This window comes from Capnocytophaga sp. oral taxon 338 str. F0234, from assembly GCF_000192225.1.
GTDB lineage: Bacteria > Bacteroidota > Bacteroidia > Flavobacteriales > Flavobacteriaceae > Capnocytophaga.
The window spans coordinates 555607-581000 of sequence record NZ_GL872413.1 but is presented as its reverse complement, the minus strand read 5'-3'; the positions used below and the strand labels follow the sequence as shown (position 1 = coordinate 581000).

The following is a 25394-nucleotide window of genomic DNA, read 5'->3' as shown; positions in this document are numbered from 1 at the left end:
GCAGGTATTCAGCAACTTTAGCTCGTGCCCATCATTTTTCACTTTTCACTTTTCACTTTTCCTTTATTAGGTCTTGACCATTTTGGTTTTTCCCCAAGAGCAGGAATTTGAGAATCCGCTGCCTCTACCGTTACCGGTTGCGGATGTGTCTCAAAAGGTTTTTGCATACGCATTCCCAGTGCCTCGAGCATGTGCATATCCTCCTTAATATCGGGATTGGGAGTAGTCAGAAGTTTATCTCCAGCAAAAATAGAGTTAGCACCCGCAAAGAAGCATAAGGCTTGCCCTTCTCGGCTCATGTGGGTACGCCCTGCCGAAAGACGTACTTGGGAGTGAGGCATCACGATACGTGCCGTAGCTATCATACGTACCATCTCCCATATATCCACCGGTGGCAGCTCCTCAAGGGGGGTACCCGCGATAGGAATTAAGGCATTGATAGGCACTGATTCTGGTTGGGGATCAAGGCTGGAAAGGGTAACGAGCATCTTTGCCCTATCTTCCAGACTCTCGCCCATACCTATGATGCCACCGCTACAGATCGTAATATTGGTCTTGCGCACATTATCAATAGTCTTAAGACGATCTTCATAACTACGTGTGGTTACTATTTCCTTATAATAGTCCTCAGAGGTATCCAAGTTATGATTATAGGCATAAAGCCCTGCTTCTGAAAGGCGCTTTGCTTGATTTTCAGTAAGCATTCCTAAGGTACAGCACACCTCCATATCAAGCTTATTGATGGTACGTACCATCTCCAATACTTGATCGAATTCAGGTCCATCCTTTACATTGCGCCAAGCAGCTCCCATACATACACGTGAACTCCCAGAGGCTTTGGCTCGTAAGGCTTGCGCCTTCACTTGAGAAATACTCATCATAGGCTCTATCTCCACATCGGTATGGTAGCGGGAGGACTGAGAGCAGTAGCAGCAATCCTCCGAACACCCCCCTGTCTTGACCGAAAGCAAGGTAGAAACCTGTACCGAATTAGGGTCATGGTACTGCCGGTGAACAGTAGCCGCTTGATAAAGCAAATCCATCAGAGGTTTGTTATAAATAGCCATGATTTCCTCCGAAGTCCAGTTATGTCGTATTTCATTCATCTGTTCTTCTCTTTTGAAATGTTACAAAGGGCAAAAGTACAAAATTTAATGAGTATTGAGTACTGATTAATTGTTAATTGTTAATCGCTAATCTTTATTTCCTTGATGATTAGTAGGTTATCTTTCCTACATAAAAAGCATCTCTTACAACCCACTCTTGACTATTGTTCACTTTTCACTTTTCGTTTTTCCCTCTCTTGCAGGTATTCAGCAACTTTAGCTCACGTCCACCATTTTTCACTTTTCACTTAACTATGTTTTTCACTTTTCACTTTTCGTTTTTCATTATTATTTGTACCTTTGCCGGAAATTCTTAAAGCTTATAATCTCTTTCAGAGAAATGAAACTAACTACTTTAGGCTGCCATAGTGCTTCCCCTCGGGAGAAGGCTCGTACTACCGCTCAGCTCTTGGAGATGCGCGGGCACCTCTTTCTTATTGATTGTGGGGAGGGGACTCAAATGGCACTCAGACAATCCAGCACCAAGTTTGCCCGCATTAAGCATATCTTCATCTCCCACCTGCATGGTGACCACTTCTATGGTTTGGCTGGACTCATCTCTACCTTTCAGCTTCAGGGTAGGGAAGCAGAATTGCATATCCACGCCCCAAAAGGGGCTAAAGAAGCGATGCTCCTACTGCTGAAGGTCAGTGGAGCTCACATGGTATTCCCCCTACACTTTCATGAGTTAGAGAGCCAGGAAAGTGAGGTGATTTTTGAGGATGATAAGCTCTCGGTAACTACCATCCCCCTTGACCACCGTATCTATGCCAATGGCTTCTTCTTTAAGGAAAAAAACAAGGAACGCAAGCTAAATGTAGATGCCGTACAAACCCTCGGAATTGATGTATGTTATTACCAAAATATCAAAAATGGCAAGGACGTTATCTTGGATTCCGGTGAGCGTATCCCTAATGAGATGCTGAGCTTCCCTCCTGCTCCCCCAAAAAGTTATGCCTTCTGTAGTGATACCCTGTACCACCCTGAAATAGTACCTATTATCAAAGGAGTACAAGTACTCTACCATGAAAGTACTTTCCTTGAGGACAACCGTGCCTTAGCAGAACGCACCAAGCATTCCACTGCCCTACAAGCCGCTCAAATAGCCAAAGCTGCAGAAGCACAAACCCTTATTCTGGGACATTACTCCTCTCGCTATAAGGACAAGAGGGTCTTCCAAGATGAAGCTAAAACCCTTTTTACCAATACCCTCCTGAGTGAGGACGGAAAAGAATTCAATTTCGAATAGCAAATTAAATGTACTAACTATACTCATATACTCGCTCACGCGACTTTACTTTTCATTTTTCACTTTAAATAAAATGTTCTATCAACTAATAAAAACAGCGCATTCCCTCACCGCCTATATCGTACTGGTGATGCTCCTATTTGCCACAGTCAATGCTCTTTTTGGGCTCCTACAGAAACGCTCTTATAACAAAACAGACCTACGCATACACCTCTTTGCACTCATTTTCACCCATATACAAGTTACTTTAGGAATGATCCTTTACTTTGTAACACCGCTCTTTCAAAATTGGAGTAGCATGGGAGCGGGAGTGATGCAGGATGCTTACCTGAGAAAGATGCTTGTAGAGCATCCTTTCGGTATAGTAGCAGTAACCCTTGTTACCATAGGCTGGGTACTACACAAAAAGCAGAAGACCAATGTGGGCGCTTTCAAGCGTATTTTTATCTTCTATGGATTAGGATGGCTCCTTATCTTGGGAGTGCTTCCTTGGAAAACTTGGACAACTGGATTTTAATGATGGAAGAAACCGTAAAAACCTACACCGTTAAGGAGGCTAAAGCCCGTATGGAACGCTTCTGTGCTTATCAGGAACGATGCCATAAAGAAGTATTGGCTAAGCTCCGCCAAATGCGTATGATTCCTCAGGCTATAGATACTATTATGGCTTACCTCATTAAGGAGAATTACCTCAATGAAGAACGTTTCGCTCGAAGCTATGCAAGGGGCAAATTTCACTTTAAAAAGTGGGGACGGGTACGCATTACCCACGAATTAAAAATACGAGATATCTCCCATTATAATATCCAATGTGCTATGGAGGAAATAGAGGAGGAGTACGAAGAAACCTTCGATACCTTAGCTGAGAAAAAAGCCCGTACAATCTCTGAGAAAAATATCCAAAAAGCCCGCCGTAAGCTCGCCGATTACCTCCTCTACAAAGGATGGGAATCCTCATGGGTATACCAAAAGGCAGTAGAGCTCTTCCCTTATGAACGTTAATCCCTTATTCCCCTATCCCAATATCCACACCCACAAGGCTCGTAATAGTCTTCAAGTACAGAACCTCTTCCCTGAGGATACGCCGCCCCAACAGGGTGTATTCTCAGTGGGCATTCATCCTTGTTATATAGTGGGAGATGGTACCGAGCAGTGGGAAAAAGTACTTGAGCATGCCACGCATCCCCTTTGTGCTGCTATAGGCGAATGTGGCTTGGATAAGCGTGCTTCCGCTCCCCTCTCCCTGCAGGAGAAAGTATTCCGCTGGCATATCTCCCTTGCCCAACAGCTGCATAAGCCGCTTATTATTCATTGTGTAAGGAGTTACGGGGAGATTATTAGGCTACGAAAAGAGACAGGAGCTACAGGACTGTGGATACTCCATGGCTTCCGTAAGAGCGAAGCTCTGGCACACCAGCTCTTAGGAGTAGGAATTAAACTTTCCTTTGGTACCGCCTTACTCCATGACACTCGCCTACAACACTTAGCAAAAATCCTCCCTCGTGAAGATTATTTCCTTGAGACAGATGAGGATCCCACTCCCATTGAGGAGGTTCTTACCTTCCTCCACAGCAAGTCCTAATCTGACCTATTGCCTCTCTATTCCTTAGAAAACAAAAGTGCGAGATTTTGCAAGAATCTCGCACCCCTTCACTATTAATTGTACAATCTCTTTTAATAAGTATACTCTTCAGTCATTATATGCTCTTCTACGCTTCCTTTGACCTCGTATTCTTTTCGGGTTGTAGGATACCCCTTATCATTGTAGGTATACTTATAAATATACTTCTGCTTAGATTCCTCTTTATTCTCAGCTTTAGAAGTAATCTCCTTTGTAAGGATATTATTGCGAGAACCTTCTGAAGTCATAAAATAGGAGGGAGTTAGTATTTTTTTCAAATTTGAAAAGGTAGGGTTCTTCTTATCATCATAAGTATATGTTCCTTCTTCTTTAAGAGAAGTACTTTCTGTTTTTCTATGTATAAGGTTTCCTCCTTGGATAGTAAATACACTCGTTAATGTATTTACATACTTTTCTTTACCATCCTTGAACTTAGTATAGTTCTTTTCATTAACAGTAACACGTTCTCCACTATGAACAAAATCCTTTTCATTATATTGGGTTACTTCCTCTTCTCGACCCTCCTTTGAGTATTTCATAGGAGTTGCTAAAACCTCCCTGATAAGGCGGTCTCCTTCATAGGAATAAGTAGTTACTGTAGGCTTGCCTCCTCCTGCATAAGTTACAGTCTTTTTAGTCAGTTTACCACTTTCATACTCGTATTCCTCTGTATAAGCTTGTCCGTCTCCTTCATAAACACTCTTTGTAGGAAGGTCTCCATTATAGGAGAAGGTTTTTACAGTTTTCTTTTCAACCGTTTCCCCATCTCTTCCATAAAATTCTTTAACTATGGAGAGTATCTTTCCATCTTGAATATTAAAGGTTTCTTTGGAGAGTTTTTTCTCTTTCCCATCCTTATAAGTGATTTCCTTAGGGTAGGTTCCCTCGGGTATTGTGGGACTTTCATCATTATTACTCTTGCTGCATCCTACAAAAGCAGCAATTGCCATAAGGCTTAGAATTACTTTTTTCATATAATTTAATTTAAGTTTCAATAGGCAAAATTAAGAATTTTCTCAGGATCTTATAGTTAATATACAGTTAAATTATTTAAGTAAGTGATTAAGTAAGTTATTATTAGGAAACTTCATTTTTCTGGTCGTTTTGAAATTTTATAGGTTCATTTTATATTTCTGTTCTGGTTTTCTTATACTTTCTATAAGAATAAAAAATAGGTATTGTGGGCGCCTATAGGGATAGATAGCCTTTGCCTTCACTCAAGGAAAAACAATCCTTTCTCGGTGAGAAAAGCACACTTTCTAAAGATACAAAAAAATCTAAAATTCATAGAAAAAGAAAAAAAATAATCCATAATTATTTACTATAAATCATTTATTATTCGTATTTTTGTGCACTAATTATTTTTTAATGAAAAAATTCTTTTTACTTGCCTCTGTAGCCCTCTTTGCATCTTGTGGCTCTCAAAATCAAAAGAAAAACAGCTCTCAAGAGCACGGACTTGATCTCTCCGCTATGGATACCTCGGTGCGCCCGCAGGACGATTTTTACAATTTTGTCAATGGCTCTTGGATGAAAACAGCTCAAATTCCTCCGGATAAAACCTCCTGGGGCTCTTTCGCTATGCTCCGTGAAATTACGGATGAAAACTGCCTTGTCCTATTGGAAAACCTCCTTAAGAAAAATTATCCTATAGGCTCTGAAGGACAAAAGATTAAAGACTTATATGAGTCCTATCGTGACTGGAATCGCCGTAATGCGGACGGACTCACCCCTTTGCAAAAGCAGTTTGACCAAATTAGCCAAATACAATCACTCGCTGACCTACAACGATATCTTGAAGAGGATACTTGGCGGGGAGGAAACCCTATCTGCCCTTGGGGAGTCGGTGCCGATAAGAAAAACTCCCAGCAGAATGCCATTTACCTCGGTGGCTTCTCCTTAGGAATGGCTCGTGATTACTACCAAAAACAAAGCGAAAGCAATGCCAAAGCCCTATCTAAGTATCAGGAGTACCTCACCGCTCTCTTCTCACTGATCAAGGAGGAACACCCCAAGGAAAAAGCAAAACAAATCATTGACTTTGAAAGCCGTATCGCTCAGCTCATGTTCACCAATGAGGAGCGAAGAAACCCCAACATTACCTATAATCCCCTTTCCTTACAGGAACTCTCTACCCTGGTGAAGAACCTCAACCTACCCCTCTATCTAAGGAACGTGGGAGTCTCCACCGATAGAGTGATTGTAGGGGATATCCGCCTTTACAAAGAATATGACAATTTCGTTAATATGGCTCATCTGCCGCTGCTTAAGGATTACCTCAAAATACAGCTCATTGCCAGTAATACCCATACCCTTAATGAGGAGTTGGATAACCTCTCCTTCCGCTTCTATAGCACCACCCTTAAGGGAATCAAAGAACAACGTCCCATGAACAAACGTGCGTTAGGAGTTATCAACGGGTTATTAGGAGAGGCTTTCGGTAAGCTGTATGTAGAGAAATATTTCCCTCCAAAAGCCAAGGAAGAAATGGTTTTGCTTATCGGTTACCTTAAAAAAAGCTTTGCCACACACATCAAACAAGCCTCTTGGATGTCACAACAGACCAAGGATAAAGCCTTAGTGAAATTGGAAAAAATGGGAGTAAAAGTAGGCTATCCCGATACTTGGACGGATTACTCCAAGCTCGTGATAGAACCCGCCTCCCGTGCCTCCTATTTTGAGAATATAGCTCACATGCGCTCCTGGAAATACCAAAAAAGCTTAGCCGATGTAGGCAAACCCGTGGATAAATCCCGATGGAGAATGAACCCACAGAATGTTAATGCCTACTATAACCCACAAGGGAATGAAATTGTTTTCCCAGCAGCGATTCTACAGAAACCTTTCTTTAGCTTTGAAGCAGACCCCGCCGTGAACTTCGGAGGGATTGGCGCCGTTATCGGTCATGAAATGACTCATGGCTTTGATGATAGTGGGGCTGAGTTCGATGCCTACGGAAACCTCGAAAACTGGTGGAGCCCCGAGGATAAGGCTAATTTCAAAAAAGGTACCCAAGCCCTCGCTGCTCAGTTTGACAAATATGAACCTGTAAAAGGACATTTTGTGAACGGCACCTTCACCAGTGGAGAGAATATCGCCGACCTTGATGGGGTGAACATCGCCTTCGATGCTCTCCAGCTCTACCTCAAGGATCATGGGAAAGTAGGTAAAATAAGCGGCTTTACCCAAGAACAACGCTTCTTTATCTCTTGGGCTACTGTATGGCGCGCTGTGGCAAGGGAAAAATATCTTATTAATCAAGTAAAAACAGATCCTCACACCCCACAGGCTATCCGTGCCTACGCCCCTCTGGTGAATATTGACGAATGGTACAATGCCTTCAACGTAAAAGAAGGCGACCGCCTCTATAAAAAACCAGCAGAAAGGGTGAAAATTTGGTAGGATAAAATAGATAAAAGGTGAAAAAGTTTCCCCTAAGCTGGCACGAACTTGCAGTTCGCACCAGCTTACTTAACCCTCCAACTTTACAACCAACTGAGTAATTAATCATGAATCATTAACCATTAATCATTAAAAAATCGTATCTTTGTGCGTTTAATATTCTTTTATGAAGAAGATACTCCTATTAGTCCTGAGTATACTCACTACGGGCTATCTCTTTGCACAAACCGATACTTCTGGCAGAAGCCTATACCGTGCTACCCCTGAGAAGAAAACCGCTCTAAAGCACACCAAACTCAGGGTAGATTTCAATTTTGCTAATCAAACCATAAGCGGAGAAGAATGGCTCACTGCAGCCCCCTTCTTCTATCCGTCCGATAGCCTTATCCTAGATGCTAAGGCAATGCTTATTCACAAGGTAGCCCTCGATCAGCAGGGCAAGCAACAACCCCTCCCTTATCACTATAAGAACGATGTACTCCGTATCAAGCTCCCAAAAACCTACCAAAAAGGGGAAACTTATACCGTATATATAAAGTATACCGCTCAGCCCGAAAAAGTAACTGAAAAGGGAAACCTTGCTATTACCGACACCAAAGGGCTTTACTTTATCAATCCTCAGAACAATCCCGAAGGACCAATGCGCCAGATATGGACGCAAGGGGAGTCCGAAAGTTCCTCTTGCTGGTTCCCCACCATTGACAAGCCTAACCAGAAAACCACCCAAGAAATAGAAATGACCGTACCCGATAGCTTCGTAACCCTCTCCAATGGACTGCTGAAAAACTCCCAGAAGAAAGGCAACTTACGCACTGACCATTGGGTAATGGACAAGCCCCATGCCCCTTATCTCTTCTTCATGGCAGCCGGTGAGTTTACGATAGTTAAGGATACTCCTTGGCGCGGCAAAGTACCCGTGGAATACTATGTGGAGAAAGAATACGAACCCCTTGCCAAGCGAATTTTTGGTCATACCTCCCAGATGCTCACTTTCTTCTCTGAGCGATTTGGCTATGACTATCCGTGGGCGAAATATGCTCAGATCATCGTGCGTGACTTTGTCAGTGGTGCTATGGAGAACACCACCGCAGTAAGCCATGCCGAGAGTGCTTACCAAGGTGCCGATGCACTGAATGACCAAAACTATTGGGAGCCAATAATCGCCCATGAACTGGCACATCACTGGTTTGGCGATCTGGTAACTACTGAAAGCTGGGCAAACCTTACCGTGAATGAGTCCTTTGCCAATTATAGCGAATACCTCTGGATCGCTCACAAATATGGCAAGGACGCTGCTGACTATCATCTGAGCAACAATACCCTTCAGTATCAACATCGTGATGATGACTTTGTGAAGGACTTAGTACGCTTCGGCTATGAGGTACGTGATGATATGTTTGACCTAGTCTCCTATAACAAAGGAGGAGCCATCCTGCACATGCTCCGCCGCTATCTCGGCGATGATGCTTTCTTTCAAGGAATTACCGACTACCTGAAAACAAACGAATATGGAACGGGAGAAGCACACCAACTGCGTTTGTCTCTTGAGAAAATAAGCGGAAAAGACCTAAGCTGGTTTTTTAATCAATGGTATTTCTCCCATGGAAACCCTACGGTGAAAGTAGAAAAACAATATGATGCCTACAAGAAGCAACTCTCTGTAAGGATTCTCCAAACACAGGATGAAAAGCTGTACTTCCAATTCCCTTTGGATATAGATATCTACCAAGAGAATAAAGCTACCCGCCATACCGTATGGGTGAAGGCAAGAGGGGAGAATACTTTTAATTTCCCCATAAGCAAGGCTCCTGATTTAGTCAATATCAACCCTGAAGGGGTGATCCTTATGGAAGAACAAGACCCAAAAACAGTTAAAGAATACCTCTACCAAGTGCAACATGCCCCAGATCTAAAGAGTCGTATGCAGGCAATAACAGCACTTGGGGAGTCAGAAGGGAAGGAAGTCCTCTTGGCTGCCCTCCATGATCCCTATTTCAAGGTACGCAATGCGGCTCTGGAACGCCTCTCTGACTATCCGCTTAGCCGAAAAGAGTTGGCTCAGGTAAAGAAACTCGCTACTTCCGATCCTGAAAACTTGACCAAATCGGCAGCTATATGGCTTTTGGCAGGCTCCAAAGAGAACAAACACTATGCCTCTCTCTATGAAAAAGCCCTGAACATCCCCTCAGGTGCGGTAAAAAATGCAGCCCTGAATGCCATAGCCCGTACCAACCCCAAGCAGGCTAAGAATTTCTTGGAAAAGGCAAACCCTAAGGATTTGGATATTGATGAACTTTCAGGTCTAGCGGGAGTAATTGCTGATAACCAGATGCAGCAGTATCTCCCTACTCTGATGCCTTATTTAGTCAATTATCCCTTCCTTGAAGAAGATAATCCCCAGATAGCCACTGATTTCAAGAAAGCCTACCTTTGGGCGATGAGCTTGGACAATAAGGCGCTGGTGGAACTTATGCAGAAAGCCCTCAAGGACTTTACCCAAGAAGAAAATGGCGAAAAAGTAAAACATGCTCTTTGGAAAGTCATAGATTTGGGCATTGATCAAAAGAAAAAACTCCCTGATACTGCTGCTATAAAGGAGCAAATCCAAATGCTGGAGGAGCTAAAGAGTAAGATAAAGTAATGAAGAATGCCAATAATGACCAAATGCTCATCTATCAATCTGAAGATGGGAGTATCAAAATAGATGTTCGTTTTGAACAAGACACTGTCTGGCTAACCCAAGCTCAGATGTGTATGCTCTTTGGACGAGATAAGTCCACAATTTCCAGACATATAAAGAACGTATTCGAAGAGGGAGAGTTGGATATCTCATCAGTTGTTGCAGAATATGCAACAACTGCCACCGATGGAAAAGTTTACCAAGTAGATTATTATAATCTTGATGTCATTATTTCTGTAGGTTATCGAGTAAAATCTCAGCAAGGTACCCAGTTCCGTATTTGGGCAACCCAGCGACTGAAAGAATATATTATCAAGGGATTTGTCCTAAATGATGAGCGGTTTAAGACAGGATCGTCTTATAACTACTTTAAAGAACTCTTAGGGCGTATCCGTGAAATACGTCTGTCAGAAAAGCTCTTTTATCAACAAATAAAGGACATTTATGCTACCAGTATTGACTATAACCCTTCGGATAAAATGACAATAGCATTTTATAAGGAGATACAAAACAAGTTGCTTTGGGCAGTAAGCGGTAAGACAGCTGCTGAATTGCTTTTCTATCGTGCCAATGCGCAACTTCCTATGATGGGACTAACCTCTACAGAAAAAGAAGGAAAAGTAACCAAATCCGATGCTCTTATCGGAAAAAACTACTTAAATGAAGAGGAAATTACTATGCTGAAACTCATTGTAGAACAGTTCCTTGCCTATGCAGAGGCACAGGCACTGGCCGAGAAGCCTATGTATATGCGAGACTGGATACAGAAACTCCGCTTAGTACTTACTATGAATGAGAAGAATATTCTTGAACATGCAGGTACTATCTCTCACGAATTAGCCGTAGAGAAAGCAACTCAAGAATATACGCGCTATAAGGAACATCAACGAGAGATAGAACATTTTCAGAGCATTAAGCAATTGGATCAGGATATCAAGCATATAGTAGCAAGTAGTAAAAGGAAAAAATAGCCAATGAATATTCAAGAAATCGACGCTCAAAGCCTACAAAAAGCCTATCAGCTTTTTGAGAGTGGAGCTATTGAACAGATAGAAGTAGGTACTACCAAAGGATTATGCCAGATACATCACTATCTTTTTGAGGGTTTGTATGATTTTGCAGGGAAGATACGCCACCTGAATATTAGCAAAGGCGGTTTTCGCTTTGCCAATGCAATGTTTCTACATGCTATCCTGCCTGTAATAGACCAAATGCCTGAAAATACTTTTGAGGAAATTATAGCTAAATATGTGGAGATGAATATAGCCCACCCTTTTATGGAAGGAAATGGGCGCTCTACTCGTATTTGGCTGGATATGATACTGAAAAAGCACTTAGCAAAGGTGGTGGATTGGCGATTGATACCAAAAGAAGCCTATCTACAAGCAATGGAGCGTAGCCCTATCAACGATTTGGAATTGCGCTTTCTGCTGCAACCTGTTCTTACGGATAAAGTAAATGACCAAGAAGTGATTTTCAAAGGTATAGAACAGTCCTATTATTATGAGAGTTAGCAATAAAGAGAGATATGGAGTATGGCATACCGATAAAGTACCACCAAGATTCTTGTCAGTAGTTGAGTTGTAGCGTAAGATTATGTAAGTGAGGTAAAAAACCTCTAGATCCTGACCATTAACCAAAATGACCCTTATGAAAAAAATATCCCTTATTCTCTTAGCCTTATGGCTTTTTGCCTGCAAGCAAACATCCCCTATCACCGAGCAACCTATCAGCCCAGAGATAGAGGCAAAGCTCTATGAGCTCCTCAAGAGGGTACCCTATACCTCCAATGAATATCCTGGATTAGAGTTTTTCTATAGTAATGTAGCAGATATACCCACTCATTTAGATCCTGTCTTTGGGAAGGTGGATATTTCTCTACTCCCAAAAACAGCAGAGTTCAATCCCTATATTTTGGAATATTTTTCCAATGATCTGATAGAGAGTGACCATCTTACCCAAGCAATACACGAACTCTCCCCAGAGGAACTGGCTCGCTATTTTGATGTGTATATCTCGGCTATTGACAACCAATATTTTACAGGAGAAAAAGGAAAAAAGACAAGTGATGAGCAAGGGGCTGTCTATGTTCCTTTCAAGCAGGTAACCTATTTGCTCAAGGACGGGGTATGGAGCAAAGGCGCTTCTTTCTCCGCCTCTACGAAAGAAGAAGCTGCCACTCTTATGGATAACCAAATAAGCTATTGGAAGGGAATCATCGCTCCTTATGAAGATGTATGTCAAGTGGAGAACCCCAATAACTTATCTCAGAGAATCGTTAGCTTGGGAGCATATGACTTAGAGCAGCTCCACAGTTGCGACCTTAATGAGGATGGACAGGAAGATTACCTCTTTTCCTTTGCCGAACGGGAAGGAGTCGCTGAAGCCCACCGAAGAGTGGTAATCCTACTCAGTGGAGAGGAAATGCACAAATATAGACTCTTGATAGCCCCTAATTTCTGTTATAAGGACTGGCCTCTCCACCGAATCGTCTGCAAAGGAGCGTACTTTACCTTGGAGTTCAAGGGAGACAATTTTGTAGCAGAAGCTTATATTTCCTTCAAGTACAACAAATATGCGAATAATTTCCTACTCCATCGCTATGGATATATTGACCTAAGCGGAGGGGACGAAGAGCCCAAAAGGGAAGTACAGCTCACCTCCAAGGACTTTGGAGAGGTTTTCTTTCAAGATTTTTATATAGAAGAATTTGATCACATGATTGATAGCCAATTCTCGGAGGAAGAGGAAGAATAAACATTTCAACGATTGGATAGAAATATTGAAAAAATAATAATATTTTGATTTCTTTATTTAATTTTTTCTTTGTAACTTTGCTCTTTAAAACAAGAAATTATGGCGACAACAACAATACAAGCAACTATTAATAATGTGGATATTCCACTATTTCAAGCTCTTTTTGAGAAGTTTAGAGTCAAAACGACTATAATAGAGACTTCAAAAACATATCCCATAGAAAAGGCTACTCCTAACAAGGAGACCATAGAAGCAATAGAGGAAGGAAGGCAATTGATTGAAAAACATAAAAAAGGGCTTGTTAAAGGACATAAAAGTGCTGAAGAATTGTTCAACGAAATCTTATCAGAAGATGAATGACATAGAAGAACAAGAGGAACATTTGTATGAATTATATTACGCTACAATATTCAAAAAAGAACTTAAGAAGTTTAAAAAACAAGCTGAGAAGATTAAGAAGATATTAGCTGTTGTAAAACTATTAGAAAAGGGAGGCGTCTCTGAGATTCCTAAAAAGATGAAGCCTCATATGTTGATAGGACAATATCAGGGATGCTTAGAGTGCCATATAGAAGGAGATTTACTCCTTATATGGCAGCAAGATGATGAAGAAATGGTAATTGTTTTGGAACGATTAGGCTCGCATTTGGAACTTTTCAGTAAATAGAAAAATTCAAAGCTAACAACTAAAAACTCAAAAAATATGAACAAAATCAGTTTTTATTCTTGCCTCGCCCTTCTGGTGGCTTGTGGCAATCCTTCTAAAAAAGACAACATGAAAGAAACAACTACCGACAAGGGTCTAGACCTTACGGCTATGGATACCTCCGTACGCCCGCAAGATGACTTCTACAACTTTGTCAATGGGGGATGGATGAAAACCGCTAAAATCCCTGCCGACAAACCTTCTTGGGGAACCTTTAACATGCTCCGTGAAGAAACCGACCAGCAGTGCCTTACCATTCTGGACAACCTCCTCAAGGAGACCTATCCTTCGGGCTCTGAAGGACAAAAAATCCAAACCATTTACAAAACGTATATGGATATGGACGCCCGTAACAAAGCTGGACTCTCCCCTCTGGAACCCATCCTTAAAAAAAATAGAGGCAATCAAAAACCTTGCTGACTTGCAGGCTTACCTCGAAGAGGCTACTCCACTGGGAGAAAACCCTGTATGCGGATGGGGAGTCTATGCCGATATGAAGGACTCTAACCAAAACGCTATCTACCTAAGTAACTTCTCTTTAGGTCTTGGTCGGGACTACTACCAAAAAGAAAATGAAAGTAATACGGAAGCCATTAACAAATATCAGACCTTCGTAGCGGATATCTTCAAGCTCCTTGGTGATCCTGCTGCCGATGAAAAGGCTCAGAAGCAAGTGGCTTTCGAAAAAAACCTTGCCAAACTCATGCTTACCAATGAGGAAGACCGCGACCCGAACCTTAGCTACAATCCTCAGACCATGGCGGAACTCTCCAAGCTCGTGAAAAACCTCAATATCCCTGCCTTACTCAAAAAAGTAGGAGTCAATACCGATAAGGTGATCGTAGGAGAAATACGCTTGTACAAGGAATATGACAAGTTTGTCAACGAAAAGAACTTGCCCCTACTGAAGGATTATCTCCGTTATAACTTAGTGGCGAGCAATGCAGGAAATCTAAATGGAGCTTTGGACGAACTTTCCTTTAACTTCTATAGTAAGTACCTCCGCGGACAGCAAGAACAACGACCTATGAACAAGCGTGCCCTTTCGCTTATCAATGGGGTAGTAGGAGAAGCCTTCGGTAAACTCTATGTAGAGAAATATTTCCCTGCTAAGGCTAAAGAAGAAATGATAACCCTTATAGATTACCTTAAGAAAAGCTTCGCTGAGCATATCAAGAACGTTACTTGGATGAGTGACGAGACTAAGGAAAAAGCCCTCCATAAGCTCAGTACCTTTAAGGTAAAAGTCGGCTATCCTGATAAATGGGAGGATTATTCTAAACTTTCTCTCTCCCCTGACGCTTCTCTCTTTGAGAACTTACAACAAGTGAACAAATGGAGCTACCAAAAAGAATTGGACAAAATAGGCAAACCTGTGGATAAAACCAAGTGGGAAATGACTCCCCAGACTGTGAATGCTTATTACAACCCTCTCTATAACGAAATCGTATTCCCCGCAGGCATCCTTCAGCCTCCTTTCTTTAACTTCGAAGCAGATCCTGCAGTGAACTTCGGAGGTATAGGTGCTGTCATTGGTCACGAAATCACTCACGGATTCGATGATAGTGGTGCCCAATTCGATGCCGATGGCAACCTACAAAACTGGTGGACTCCTGCCGATAAGGAAAACTTTGAGAAGGTAACCAAGGCTCTGGCAGCTCAGTTTGACAAATATGAACCTGTAAAAGGAATCTTCGTGAATGGTACCTTTACCAATGGGGAAAATATCGCTGACCTTGGCGGGGTGAATATCGCTTTTGATGCCCTCCAAATGTATCTCAAAGACCATGGAGCAGTTGCCGATATCAGCGGATTCAGTCAAGACCAACGCTTCTTCCTCTCTTGGGCTACCGTATGGCGTACCCTCTCCACCGATCAGTATATGACCAATCAGGTCAAGACAGACCCTCATACTCCAGGCTACTTCCGTGCCTTCGCTCCACTAACTAATGTAGATGCTTGGTACAAAGCCTTTGATGTAAAGGAAGGAGATAAGCTCTACCGTAAGCCTGAAGATCGTGTGAAAATATGGTAATTCCCTTCTTAAAATAAAAAATATAGCCAGCAAGTGCCCACAGCTGGGTATGTGAATGAGTAAAAGGTAATAGTGTTTTACCTTTTACTTTTTCATTTATAAATGAAAAATATAATACCTTTCAAATAATTAAAAGGAAATGAAATCCTATCTTACCTCAACAGTAACGGACTTTATTGATGCACCTATTGCATTGGTATATAGCTTTGTTACAGATAATAGTAATTTTCAATGGCGAAAGGAAGTTAAGGATATTGAGCTATTGGAAGATAGTTTTATTGAATATTACAAAGCAGGAGGACATACGCTCTTCAGTAATATTCAAAAGATAGAAAACGAGTATTATGCCTTTACGATGCAGCACAAACTATTTATTGGAGAATGGGAAGGAAAGTTCGAATCTTTTAAGGGAGGTACTAGAATTTACTTCCAAGAGAAAATCTATATTAAAAATTTCTTTTTAAGGCTTATAGCTCCTCTTTTTTGGAACTTGAAGCACATACAACAAAACTACATTATTGCACTAAAACAGGAAATATATGCAAACAAATAAGTATTTATCGCTATGGCTCCCGATAATGGGACTACATGCCTTGCACCAAGTAGAAGAGAGTATTTCTTTTTGGCAATGGTATATTAATTTCTCTCACAAAATACCCACTTGGTTACAGCTTCCAAGAGTCTCTGAGAATGCACTTTTAGCAAATGACCATCCTGAATATTTTGTAGGAGTTTCTATAGGACAACTCGCTTTAGTAGCGCTAGTAGCCCTCTTGTGTCGCAAGAGCGAAAAAACTACGAGAATCGCTCTTGGGATATACCTTATAGGACTTAGTTTCTTTCTGGTATGGCATATTTTGGTAAGCTATTTCACCCACTCTTATTCCCCTGTAATGGTAACCTGTCTCATAGGCGTATACCTCATCCCAAAATGGAGTTATCAAGTAATGAAAAAATAATAATACTTTGTCTTGCATAGTACTATTTTAATTCGTAATTTTGCGGGGTAATTCAATTCACTTTTATCATGAAAAAAATAAACTTCAAAATGGGTTGGCTCGCTTGCCTTTCCTTAATGGTGGCTTGTGGTAATTCCAACAAAAAAGAGAACGCTAAGGAATTCCCCGAAAAAGGTCTTGAGCTCTCCGCTATGGATACTTCCCTTCGCCCAGGAGATGACTTCTATAACTATGTTAGTGGTAGCTGGATGAAAACCACTAAAATCCCTGCTGACAAACCTGCTTGGGGTTCCTTCTATATGCTCATGGAGAAAACCGATGAGCAATGCCTTTCTATCCTTGATGACCTCCTTAAAAAGGAATACCCTCAAGGAAGTGAAGGAGCTAAAATACAAATCCTCTATAAGGAATATATCTCTTGGGATAAGCGTAATGCTGACGGACTTAAGCCTTTAGAGATGTATTTTCAAAAAATTGATGCGATACACTCCTTAAATGATTTGCAAAACTATTTGCAAGAGACTACCTCTAAAAGGGCAAATCATATCTGTCCCGTAGGCGTATATACCGATATGAAGAACTCCAAAATGAATGCGGTATATTTAGGGAATTTTGCTCTGGGGTTGGGTAAGGATTACTATCAAAAGGAGAATCCTAGCAATACCGAAGCCTTAGCTAAGTACCAAGACTATGTAACGGATATTTTTAAAATCCTAAAGGATCCCTTTCCTCAGGAAAAAGCAAAGCAAATCGTAGCCTTTGAAAAGAATATTGCCAAATACATGCTTACAAGTGAAGAAGAGAACAATCCAAATCTCAGCTATAACCCAATAACAACAAAGGAATTAAGTACCTTAGTAAGGAACCTTAACTTACCTCAGTTGCTTGAAAAAGTGGGAGTTCATACCGAGAGGGTTATCCTCACTGAAATAGGTCTCTATAAGCATTATGATACTTTTATTAATGAGAAAAATCTACCCCTGATTAAGGACTATCTCAAGTACAAATTGGTTACTCTTAACAGTAACTACCTCACCCAAGAGCTCAATGACCTTACTTTTAATTTCTATAACAAATACCTCATGGGACAACAGGAGCAACGTCCTATGGACAAGCGCGCCCTGGAACTAATCAACGGAATTCTTGGAGAGGCTTTCGGTAAGCTCTATGTGGAAAAATACTTCCCTGAAAAAGCTAAGGAGGAGATGCTTACCCTGATAGATTATTTGAAGAAAAGTTTTGCCCAGCACATCAAGAATGTAACCTGGATGAGTGATGCTACTAAGGAAAAAGCGATGGAGAAGCTCCACAAATTTTCTGTAAAGGTAGGTTATCCTGATAAGTGGGAGGATTATTCTAAACTTACTATGAACCCTGAAGTATCTCTCTTTGAGAATATCACACAGGTAGCTCAGTGGGCTTTTCAAAAAGCCTTGGACAAAGTAGGAAAAGAAGTGGATAAAACCAAGTGGGTGCTTCCTCCTCAAACCGTCAATGCTTATTATGACCCTACCAACAATGAGATTGTTTTCCCTGCAGGAATCCTTCAACCTCCTTTCTTCAGTTTTGAGGCAGATCCTGCCGTGAACTTCGGAGGAATTGGTGGGGTAATCGGTCATGAAATGACCCATGGATTTGATGTTAGTGGGGCTGAGTTTGACGCCGATGGCAATCTACAGAACTGGTGGGCACCCACTGATAAGGAAAACTTCCAAAAGGCAACCGAAGCACTCGCTAAACAATATGACCAATATGAACCCGTTAAGGGAATCTTCGTCAATGGTACCATGACCAATGTAGAGAATATCGCTGACCTCGGAGGAGTGAATATCGCTTTTGATGCCCTTCAGATGTATCTGAAAGACCATGGAACCGTAGGAAAGATTAGTGGCTTTACCCAAGAGCAACGCTTCTTCCTCGCTTGGGCTTCTGTATGGCGTACCCTCTCTACCGACCAATATATGACCAACCAGGTAAAGGTAGACCCTCACTCCCCTGATTACCTTCGTGCCTTCGCTCCACTAACCAACATAGATGCTTGGTACAAAGCCTTTGATATAAAAGAAGGCGATAAGCTCTATCGCAAACCTGAACAACGTATCAAAATCTGGTAATTCTTTTTCAGTGAAAATCACCTAAGCGTGTTGTTTTTCCATTTATGAGGCTGCCCGAAAAGGGTAGCCTCTTTTTTATCTCCCTTGATTGCCTCTCCTATTATTCTGATAAGAAGCACAGATAAACCTACTTTAGAAAACCATAAGACTTTATATGAGTTTGTATACATTCATTTTTTATCATTTTATCAATTCTTGGGAAAAAATAATTAAGAATATATCTTCTATAAGAAAATCGCTCGTTTTTATGATAGTTCATACAACCTTATTTTTAACCTTCCATCTTCATTATATACTATAAAAAACACTACAAAAAGCTCTTTTTGCCAAAAACATTTTTATATACAGATTTTTTGTGTTATTTTCTTAAAATATTGTTTTTTATCTTTTTTTATTATAACTTTGGGGCAGAAAACAACCAAGATAATTTCTAATCATTATACTATGACCCGATTTTTACTCTTTGTGTTGGCTTTAGGGCTTCTTGCCTGCCAACGTGAAGGAGAGTTTAATTAATTCTATTTGATCATGAAAAAATATTTATACTTTCTACTGGCTATAGCGACTCTCTTAAGTTGTCACAAGGATAACAATAAGGAGAAAGGAAGTTTTACATGTTGTGGTGCACCCTTTAAATATTTCTATCTCAAAGTAGATAAAAACCTTGTGAATGAGGATTTTACACCAAAGTTCTCTCTCACAAAAATAACTAATGTTGGAAATGAAAAAGTAGAACTTAGGGACTTTAAGAGGCTAGATAGCACTGTCATTTTCGAGTTCGCTGCAATTTATGATCTTGAGAGGTCTTTGATAGAAAGAAGTGAAATCTATGACCTTAAAACTACTAACCATAAAGTGGCAAGAATTACTATTACAGGACAATTCAAAAGCATACCTAACTGTTGCAATACTCCACAAATTAATAAAGTGCTCCTCAATGGCAAGGAATGGGTTCCTGAAAAAGACCCCAAACATGGGTATAATATTTATACCTTACAAGAAAACCAGCTCAGCGAATCACCTGCTAACCCTAAAGTAGAATAATTACTCGTTCCTTATAATGCTAAAGAATCTCCTAAAACAAAATAGATCATAAGAAGGAAATATCAAAGGACACATCCTTAAAACATGTGTCCTTTTTTTGTAAAAAATTGCTTATTATTCATTGCTCATTCATAATTTCTTTGTAATTTTGTACTAATTTTTCACCTTTTCATTTGATTGAATACAAATCTTTTCTTTATGAAAAAAAATATCTACACAAAAATGGCTTGTATTGCCTCTCTCTCCCTCATGGTAGCCTGTGGCAATTCCTCTAAAAAGGAAGAAGCTAAAGAACTCCCCGAAAAAGGACTTGACATCACGGCTATGGATACTTCCGTTCGCCCACAAGATGATTTCTACAACTATGTGAACGGTAGCTGGATGAAAACCGCTAAAATCCCTGCCGATAAAACCTCTTGGGGCACTTACTACATGCTTGATGAACAAACAGAACAACAGTGCCTCTCCATCCTGCAAGACCTCCTGAAAAAAGAATATCCCAATGGCAGTGAAGGACAAAAAATTCAAACCCTTTACAAACAATACATTGACTGGGACACACGTAACGCACAGGGCATCAAACCTATTGAAGGACAACTCTCTAAAATAGAGGCAATTAAAACCCTCTCCGACCTGCAGAAATACTTAGAAGAAGCTACCCTTATAGGAAATAATCCCATTTGCAACTGGAATGCATACGCCGATATGAAGGACTCCAATATGAATGTGGCTTATCTGGGACAATTTAGCCTCGGTATGGGGATTGATTATTACCAAAAAGAAAGCCCCAGCAACAGTGAGGCGCTCGCTAAGTATCAGGAATTTGTAGCTAATGTATTCAAGGCTATTAAGGAAAAAAATCCCCAAGAAAAAGCTCAAAAACAGGTAGCTTTTGAAAAGAGTATTGCCAAACTTATGCTTACCAATGAGGAAAATCGTGATCCTAACCTTAGCTATAACCCTCAAACGATGGAGGAACTATCCAAACTGGTAAAAAATATCAATCTCCCTGAATTCTTCAAGAACGTAGGGATGAACGAGAATAAGGTTATTATAGGAGAAATGCGCCTATACAAGGATTATGATAAGTTTATCAACACCAATAACCTGCCCTTGCTTAAGGACTATCTCAAGTACATGTTGACCCTTAGTAATCTCTCTTCTTTGAACCAAGAGTTGGATACCCTCTCTTTTGAATTCTATAACAAATACCTTCGTGGACAACAAGAACAACGCTCCATGGATAAGCGTGCCTTTGCAATGATTGATAACACCTTAGGAGAAGCCTTTGGAAAGTTATACGTGGAAAAATTCTTCCCTGCTAAGGCAAAAGAAGAAATGCTCACCCTTATTAGTTACCTTAGAAAGAGCTTCGCTCAACATATCAAGAATCTATCTTGGATGAGTGAGGAAACTAAAGAAAAAGCCCTTGTAAAGCTCGAAAAACTCAATGTAAAAGTGGGATATCCTGACAAATGGAGAGACTATTCTAAGATGATTATTGATCCTAATGCTTCCCTTTTTGATAACTTCCAACATATCTCTCAATGGTACTATCAAAAGAACTTAGCTGAAGTAGGTAAACCGGTAGATAAAACAGAATGGGGAATGACCCCTCAAACAGTGAATGCTTACTACAGCCCTCTTTACAATGAAATTGTATTCCCTGCTGCTATCCTACAGGCTCCTATGTTCAGTTTTGATGCAGACCCTGCCGTAAACTTCGGAGCTATTGGAGGAATTATCGGTCATGAAATGACCCATGGCTTTGATGATAGTGGAGCTGAGTTTGATGCCGATGGAAACCTACAGAACTGGTGGACTCCTGCCGATAAGAAAAACTTTGAAAAGGCAACTGAAGCACTCGCTAAACAATATGACCAATATGAACCTGTAAAAGGAATCTTTGTAAACGGTACTTTTACCAATGGGGAAAATATAGCAGACCTTGGGGGTGCTAACATCGCCTTCGATGCATTACAAATGTACCTCAAAGACCATGGACAGATAGGTAAAATTAGCGGGTTAACCCAAGAGGAACGTTTCTTTATTGCTTGGGCTACCGTATGGCGCTCCCTTACCACTGACAAGAACCTTACCAATCAAATAAAAACAGACCCTCACTCCCCTGATTATTTGCGTGCCTTTGCTCCGTTAACCAATGTAGATGCTTGGTACAAAACCTTTAATGTAAAAGAAGGAGATAAGCTTTACCGAAATCCTCAAGACCGTGTGAAAATCTGGTAACAGAACCTTTTAAACAACTCTAAAATAAGAGAGAGGCTGCCCTTTTCGGACAGCCTCTTTCTTATATCGCAAAATAAGGTTTAAAATTTAAAAAAATATTTTTATAAAATAGTTGTTTATGATTTAAAAAAACGTATTTTTGCAGTACTGCTAACAGTAACTGAACAGACCAATAAAATAATATAAAATGAAAAAAGTAATTTTTTTTGGCAACCGCAATGGCTTTAATTGCTTGCCAATGAGAAAGCGAAGAAATACCTTCCCCTCTTAAGCCTACTTCTAAAGAGGAAGTAGGGCAGATAAATGCCACTGATAATCCCTCTCTTAAATGGGTAGCACTGACTGAAAACTACTATATCTCTGAAAAAGAAACCCTGGATTTAGCCTTAAAATTTGCTCAGCAAATACAAAGCAAAGAAGAAAAACAGGGTGTTAGCCTGTTTTCCAAAGGAGATATCCTTAAGGTTGAAAGTATCAAAGCAGTAAAAAATTCTTCTAATTATAGTACTTTCTATAGATAGGTTTCCTTATGATATAAAAGTTATAACTAACATTTATTAATGAATAGAATCATGAAAAAAATAATATATTTACTCATTGCCATGCTAATGTTTTCTGCATGTCGCAAAGACAATCACAAAGAAGAAGAGTTTCTCATTTGCTGTGATACTCCTTGTTTATCGGTAAAACTACAAATAAAGGAGAACTTAATTCCTGAGGATTTATTAGAAAAAGTAGCCATTTATGAAAATACTTCCGAAGGAAAAGTGAAAGCTAATATAGTATATAACTTTAAAAAGGACGGAAAAGAGTATAAAATAAAATATTTAAAAAAGGACGGATATGTAATTTTCTCTTTTTATGTTTTGCATGATATAAATAGAACTTTTGGAGATCGTATCATTAAATTCTCTTTAGAGATTCCAAATAATAAGCCTATTGCTCTTACCTTTAAAGGAAAATACTATTCTATCCCTGGCTGTTGTTCAGCACCTAGTATCAATCAGGCTTTCCTCAATGATAAGGAATGGAAACCCTTAGAGGAGTATATGAATGCTACATATGAATATCATTATATCCTCCCTGAAAAAATGCTTGAAAAAGAAGAAGCAAAATAATATTTACTTGAGTTACAGAGAGCTGTCCGAAAAGTTTTTAGGATAACCTCTTTCTTATATCGCAAAATAAGGTTTAAAATTTAAAAAAATATTTTTATAAAAATAGTTGTTTATGATTTAAAAAAACGTATTTTAGCAGTACTGCTAACAGTAACTGAACAAACCAATAAAATAATATAAAATGAAAAAAATGATTTTATTTTGGGCAACCGCAATGGCTTTAATTGCTTGCCAACGAGAAAGCGAGGAAATACCTCCCCCTCTTAAGCCTACTCCTAAAGAGGAAGTAGGGCTGATAAATGCCCCTGATGATCCCTCTCTTAAATGGGTTGCACTGACTGAAAACTACTATATCTCTGAAAAAGAAGCCCAGGACTTAGCTCTAAAATTTGCTCAGCAAACACAAAGCATAGAAAAAAAACAGGGTGTTAGCCTGTTTTCTAAGGAAGATGCCCTTGAGGTTGAAAGTATTATGACGGTAAAGAATACTTCTAATTATAGTACTTTCTGTAGAGCAGTTACCTCAGAACAAAACGATTTGTACATAGTAAACTTCAAAAATAGCAAGGGTTTTGTCCTTACGTCAGCTGATAAACGCATCCCGGGAATATTTGCCTATAGCGACAAAGGACACTGGGAGGAAAATACTTCAAATCCTATACAAAAGATTCTTTACGAACAACTCTTGCAATATATAGACCTCAATCGCTCTCTTTTTGAAGAAAGGAAAGATAAATTAGCACAGGAAGCCTTGGAATCTTTTACCAAAGATTTGCCCAAACAGGAAAAAGAAAGGCTTTTTAAGAAATACTTTGATGAAAAGGGAAAATTAAAGTCAAACATAGCAAGAAGTGTAAGTTTTGACCCTGATGATCCTGATTGTATCCAAGGAACTGACTATGAGGTTTTTTATGATGATTGGGAACTTGTTAATGAAACAAATGTTTTGCTTAAAACTGAATGGGATCAAATAGGAGGTTATAACTCAATTGTTAAAAATAATAATTGCAGTTCGGGAAGAACCCCCGTAGGTTGTGTGGCTGTAGCCGTAGGACAAATTATGGCTTATCATAAAAAACCAGCTGTTTTCAATGGCAGACTAATACACTGGGATGAAATGACTGCAAGCCCTTCCATAAACTTCGTTAGCTTACAAGGAAGAGAAGATATTCAACATTTATTAGCCGATTTAGGAAATAAAGAGTTTTTGAGTATTAATTATACTTGTGATAGAAGTGGAGCTTCAGATGAAAATGCATTGAGTACCTTTAAAAAATTAGGATATGCGAATGCTATACTTTCTGATAAATACGATATAGAAAAAAACCTTTTGGCTAATAGACCTGTGTATATATCCGCTGTTGATAAACCAAGATATGATAGAACTCGTGAGGGACACGCTTGGGTTATTGATGGGTATAAAAAATATAGAGCAAGCTGGAAAGAAGTTATTTATGTAGAGTGTAGGGAAAAAATATACAAAAGTTATGTGTATGTTTCTTTAATACATCATAATTTAGGCTGGGGTAGTGGTTCCAATTTGTGGTATCGCCCTGAACTTACTCATAGTAATTCAAAGAAAGTTTTTGGAAATTATCCTAAAATGGATAGGTTTCCTTATGATATAAAAGTTATAACTAACATTTATTAATAAATAGAATTATGAAAAAAATAGTATATTTACTCATTGCCTTGCTAATGTTTTCTGCATGTCGCAAGGATAATCACAAAGAAGAAGAGTTTCTCCTTTGCTGTAATACTCCTAATTTATTGGTAAAACTTCAAATAAAGGAGAACTTAATTCCTGAGGATTTATTAGAAAAAGTAGCCATTTATGAAGAAACTTCTGAAGGGAAAGTGAAAGCTAATATAGTTTATAACTTTAAAAAGGACGGAAAGGAGTATAAAATAAAATATTTAAAAAAGGACGGGTATGTAATTTTCTCTTTTAATGTTTTGCATGATATGGATAGAACTTTTGGAGATCGTATCATTAAATTCTCTTTAGAGATTCCAAATAATAAGCCTATTGCTCTTACCTTTAAAGGAAAGTACTATTCTATCCCTGGCTGTTGTTCAGCACCTAGTATCAATCAGGCTTTCCTCAATGATAAGGAATGGAAACCCTTAGAGGAGTATATGAATGCTACATATGAATATCATTATATCCTCCCTGAAAAAATGCTTGAAAAAGAAGAAGCAAAATAATATTTACTTGAGTTACAAAGAGGCTGTCCTTTTCGGACAGCCTCTCTCTTTATCTTGGAAAATCAAAACTACCCACCTCTCACGCACTCATTTCTCTTCTATAATAGGGTATAATACCCAGAGCCTGCTAATTCTATACCCTCTAAAT

Annotated in this window: 22 protein-coding genes and 1 pseudogene; 20 read left to right on the top strand and 3 right to left on the bottom strand. The window is 39.7% G+C overall.

Annotated elements, in window-relative coordinates; genetic code table 11:
* Window positions 1–38: 38 nt before the first annotated feature.
* Window positions 39–1106, bottom strand: a complete 1068-nt coding sequence (gene bioB / locus HMPREF9071_RS02740; protein ID WP_009745030.1) for a biotin synthase BioB — start codon at window positions 1104–1106, stop codon at window positions 39–41.
* Between the two features lie 340 nt (window positions 1107–1446).
* On the opposite strand from bioB, the gene HMPREF9071_RS02735 reads away from it, so the two are divergent.
* The 4 genes from HMPREF9071_RS02735 to HMPREF9071_RS02720 all read left to right on the top strand — a co-directional run bounded on the left by HMPREF9071_RS02735 (window position 1447) and on the right by HMPREF9071_RS02720 (window position 3937).
* Window positions 1447–2355: a ribonuclease Z gene (locus tag HMPREF9071_RS02735; protein ID WP_009745029.1), complete on the top strand. Its 909-nt coding sequence runs from the start codon at window positions 1447–1449 to the stop codon at window positions 2353–2355.
* Window positions 2356–2428: 73 nt separating this feature from the next.
* Window positions 2429–2872: a hypothetical protein gene (locus HMPREF9071_RS02730; protein ID WP_009745028.1), complete on the top strand. Its 444-nt coding sequence runs from the start codon at window positions 2429–2431 to the stop codon at window positions 2870–2872.
* A gap of 2 nt (window positions 2873–2874) precedes the next feature.
* Complete coding sequence (locus tag HMPREF9071_RS02725; RefSeq protein WP_040358205.1) at window positions 2875–3357, top strand: regulatory protein RecX; 483 nt, start codon at window positions 2875–2877, stop codon at window positions 3355–3357.
* Window positions 3347–3937: a TatD family hydrolase gene (locus HMPREF9071_RS02720; RefSeq protein WP_009745026.1), complete on the top strand. Its 591-nt coding sequence runs from the start codon at window positions 3347–3349 to the stop codon at window positions 3935–3937. Before HMPREF9071_RS02725 ends, HMPREF9071_RS02720 begins: the two co-directional genes overlap by 11 nt.
* Before the next feature lie 92 nt (window positions 3938–4029).
* Here the strand turns inward: HMPREF9071_RS02720 and HMPREF9071_RS02715 are convergent, their stop codons facing one another.
* Entirely contained in the window at window positions 4030–4950 is a 921-nt protein-coding gene (locus HMPREF9071_RS02715; RefSeq protein ID WP_009745025.1) for a wall associated protein, read from the bottom strand.
* A 394-nt stretch (window positions 4951–5344) separates the two neighbouring features.
* Between HMPREF9071_RS02715 and HMPREF9071_RS02710 the strand changes: the two genes are divergently transcribed.
* The 13 genes and pseudogenes from HMPREF9071_RS02710 (at window position 5345) to HMPREF9071_RS02650 (ending at window position 21920) form a co-directional block, all read left to right on the top strand.
* Window positions 5345–7378 carry a M13 family metallopeptidase gene (locus tag HMPREF9071_RS02710; RefSeq protein ID WP_009745023.1) on the top strand — a complete coding sequence of 678 codons (2034 nt, stop codon included), beginning with the start codon at window positions 5345–5347 and terminating at the stop codon, window positions 7376–7378.
* Window positions 7379–7544: 166 nt separating this feature from the next.
* Window positions 7545–10019 carry a M1 family aminopeptidase gene (locus HMPREF9071_RS02705; protein WP_009745022.1) on the top strand — a complete coding sequence of 825 codons (2475 nt, stop codon included), beginning with the start codon at window positions 7545–7547 and terminating at the stop codon, window positions 10017–10019.
* Window positions 10019–11029 (top strand): virulence RhuM family protein, encoded by a 1011-nt coding sequence (locus tag HMPREF9071_RS02700; protein ID WP_009745021.1) that lies wholly within the window; start codon window positions 10019–10021, stop codon window positions 11027–11029. Before HMPREF9071_RS02705 ends, HMPREF9071_RS02700 begins: the two co-directional genes overlap by 1 nt.
* 3 nt (window positions 11030–11032) lie before the next feature.
* The gene (gene fic, locus HMPREF9071_RS02695) at window positions 11033–11572 is read left to right on the top strand and encodes a protein adenylyltransferase Fic (RefSeq protein ID WP_009745020.1); all 540 of its coding nucleotides are present in this window, start codon (window positions 11033–11035) and stop codon (window positions 11570–11572) included.
* 136 nt (window positions 11573–11708) lie between these two features.
* Window positions 11709–12815, top strand: a complete 1107-nt coding sequence (locus HMPREF9071_RS02690) for a hypothetical protein (protein WP_040358204.1) — start codon at window positions 11709–11711, stop codon at window positions 12813–12815.
* 99 nt (window positions 12816–12914) lie between these two features.
* The gene (locus tag HMPREF9071_RS02685) at window positions 12915–13175 is read left to right on the top strand and encodes a hypothetical protein (RefSeq protein ID WP_009745018.1); all 261 of its coding nucleotides are present in this window, start codon (window positions 12915–12917) and stop codon (window positions 13173–13175) included.
* Window positions 13168–13482 carry a type II toxin-antitoxin system YafQ family toxin gene (locus HMPREF9071_RS02680; RefSeq protein WP_009745017.1) on the top strand — a complete coding sequence of 105 codons (315 nt, stop codon included), beginning with the start codon at window positions 13168–13170 and terminating at the stop codon, window positions 13480–13482. The genes HMPREF9071_RS02685 and HMPREF9071_RS02680 overlap by 8 nt, the downstream gene beginning before the upstream one ends.
* 36 nt (window positions 13483–13518) lie before the next feature.
* Window positions 13519–15556, top strand: a pseudogene (locus tag HMPREF9071_RS02675) (M13 family metallopeptidase).
* A gap of 139 nt (window positions 15557–15695) precedes the next feature.
* On the top strand, window positions 15696–16109 hold the full coding sequence (locus HMPREF9071_RS02670; protein ID WP_009745014.1) for a hypothetical protein: 414 nt from the start codon (window positions 15696–15698) through the stop codon (window positions 16107–16109).
* Window positions 16096–16515, top strand: a complete 420-nt coding sequence (locus HMPREF9071_RS02665; RefSeq protein WP_009745013.1) for an HXXEE domain-containing protein — start codon at window positions 16096–16098, stop codon at window positions 16513–16515. The genes HMPREF9071_RS02670 and HMPREF9071_RS02665 overlap by 14 nt, the downstream gene beginning before the upstream one ends.
* A gap of 68 nt (window positions 16516–16583) precedes the next feature.
* On the top strand, window positions 16584–18629 hold the full coding sequence (locus HMPREF9071_RS02660) for a M13 family metallopeptidase (RefSeq protein ID WP_009745012.1): 2046 nt from the start codon (window positions 16584–16586) through the stop codon (window positions 18627–18629).
* Between the two features lie 528 nt (window positions 18630–19157).
* A complete protein-coding gene (locus HMPREF9071_RS02655; RefSeq protein ID WP_009745010.1) occupies window positions 19158–19673 on the top strand; it encodes a hypothetical protein in 516 nt (171 codons plus the stop codon).
* Window positions 19674–19871: 198 nt separating this feature from the next.
* Window positions 19872–21920, top strand: coding sequence for a M13 family metallopeptidase (locus tag HMPREF9071_RS02650; protein ID WP_009745009.1), 2049 nt, complete (start codon window positions 19872–19874; stop codon window positions 21918–21920).
* A 61-nt stretch (window positions 21921–21981) separates the two neighbouring features.
* On the opposite strand, the gene HMPREF9071_RS12210 is transcribed toward HMPREF9071_RS02650, so the two are convergent.
* Window positions 21982–22230: a hypothetical protein gene (locus tag HMPREF9071_RS12210; protein WP_009745008.1), complete on the bottom strand. Its 249-nt coding sequence runs from the start codon at window positions 22228–22230 to the stop codon at window positions 21982–21984.
* Window positions 22231–22492: 262 nt separating this feature from the next.
* Between HMPREF9071_RS12210 and HMPREF9071_RS02645 the strand changes: the two genes are divergently transcribed.
* The 3 genes from HMPREF9071_RS02645 to HMPREF9071_RS02635 all read left to right on the top strand — a co-directional run bounded on the left by HMPREF9071_RS02645 (window position 22493) and on the right by HMPREF9071_RS02635 (window position 25246).
* Complete coding sequence (locus HMPREF9071_RS02645; RefSeq protein WP_117601726.1) at window positions 22493–23038, top strand: hypothetical protein; 546 nt, start codon at window positions 22493–22495, stop codon at window positions 23036–23038.
* Between the two features lie 181 nt (window positions 23039–23219).
* On the top strand, window positions 23220–24689 hold the full coding sequence (locus HMPREF9071_RS02640) for a C10 family peptidase (protein WP_009745006.1): 1470 nt from the start codon (window positions 23220–23222) through the stop codon (window positions 24687–24689).
* Window positions 24690–24700: 11 nt separating this feature from the next.
* A complete protein-coding gene (locus tag HMPREF9071_RS02635) occupies window positions 24701–25246 on the top strand; it encodes a hypothetical protein (RefSeq protein WP_009745005.1) in 546 nt (181 codons plus the stop codon).
* Window positions 25247–25394 lie beyond the last annotated feature (148 nt).

Excerpts from the sequence above, each read along its gene's own strand:
- bioB (WP_009745030.1), bottom strand. The coding sequence starts at position 1,106 with ATGAATGAAATACGACATAACTGGACTTCGGAGGAAATCATGGCTATT.
- HMPREF9071_RS02660 (WP_009745012.1), top strand. The coding sequence starts at position 16,584 with ATGAAAAAAATAAACTTCAAAATGGGTTGGCTCGCTTGCCTTTCCTTA.
- HMPREF9071_RS02730 (WP_009745028.1), top strand. The coding sequence starts at position 2,429 with ATGTTCTATCAACTAATAAAAACAGCGCATTCCCTCACCGCCTATATC.
- HMPREF9071_RS02635 (WP_009745005.1), top strand. The coding sequence starts at position 24,701 with ATGAAAAAAATAGTATATTTACTCATTGCCTTGCTAATGTTTTCTGCA.
- HMPREF9071_RS02690 (WP_040358204.1), top strand. The coding sequence starts at position 11,709 with ATGAAAAAAATATCCCTTATTCTCTTAGCCTTATGGCTTTTTGCCTGC.
- HMPREF9071_RS02650 (WP_009745009.1), top strand. The coding sequence starts at position 19,872 with ATGAAAAAAAATATCTACACAAAAATGGCTTGTATTGCCTCTCTCTCC.
- HMPREF9071_RS02665 (WP_009745013.1), top strand. The coding sequence starts at position 16,096 with ATGCAAACAAATAAGTATTTATCGCTATGGCTCCCGATAATGGGACTA.
- HMPREF9071_RS02700 (WP_009745021.1), top strand. The coding sequence starts at position 10,019 with ATGAAGAATGCCAATAATGACCAAATGCTCATCTATCAATCTGAAGAT.
- HMPREF9071_RS02670 (WP_009745014.1), top strand. The coding sequence starts at position 15,696 with ATGAAATCCTATCTTACCTCAACAGTAACGGACTTTATTGATGCACCT.
- HMPREF9071_RS02655 (WP_009745010.1), top strand. The coding sequence starts at position 19,158 with ATGAAAAAATATTTATACTTTCTACTGGCTATAGCGACTCTCTTAAGT.
- HMPREF9071_RS02645 (WP_117601726.1), top strand. The coding sequence starts at position 22,493 with ATGAAAAAAATAATATATTTACTCATTGCCATGCTAATGTTTTCTGCA.
- HMPREF9071_RS02680 (WP_009745017.1), top strand. The coding sequence starts at position 13,168 with ATGAATGACATAGAAGAACAAGAGGAACATTTGTATGAATTATATTAC.
- HMPREF9071_RS02735 (WP_009745029.1), top strand. The coding sequence starts at position 1,447 with ATGAAACTAACTACTTTAGGCTGCCATAGTGCTTCCCCTCGGGAGAAG.
- HMPREF9071_RS02720 (WP_009745026.1), top strand. The coding sequence starts at position 3,347 with ATGAACGTTAATCCCTTATTCCCCTATCCCAATATCCACACCCACAAG.
- HMPREF9071_RS02725 (WP_040358205.1), top strand. The coding sequence starts at position 2,875 with ATGGAAGAAACCGTAAAAACCTACACCGTTAAGGAGGCTAAAGCCCGT.
- HMPREF9071_RS02705 (WP_009745022.1), top strand. The coding sequence starts at position 7,545 with ATGAAGAAGATACTCCTATTAGTCCTGAGTATACTCACTACGGGCTAT.
- HMPREF9071_RS02715 (WP_009745025.1), bottom strand. The coding sequence starts at position 4,950 with ATGAAAAAAGTAATTCTAAGCCTTATGGCAATTGCTGCTTTTGTAGGA.
- fic (WP_009745020.1), top strand. The coding sequence starts at position 11,033 with ATGAATATTCAAGAAATCGACGCTCAAAGCCTACAAAAAGCCTATCAG.
- HMPREF9071_RS02685 (WP_009745018.1), top strand. The coding sequence starts at position 12,915 with ATGGCGACAACAACAATACAAGCAACTATTAATAATGTGGATATTCCA.
- HMPREF9071_RS02710 (WP_009745023.1), top strand. The coding sequence starts at position 5,345 with ATGAAAAAATTCTTTTTACTTGCCTCTGTAGCCCTCTTTGCATCTTGT.
- HMPREF9071_RS02640 (WP_009745006.1), top strand. The coding sequence starts at position 23,220 with ATGAAAAAAATGATTTTATTTTGGGCAACCGCAATGGCTTTAATTGCT.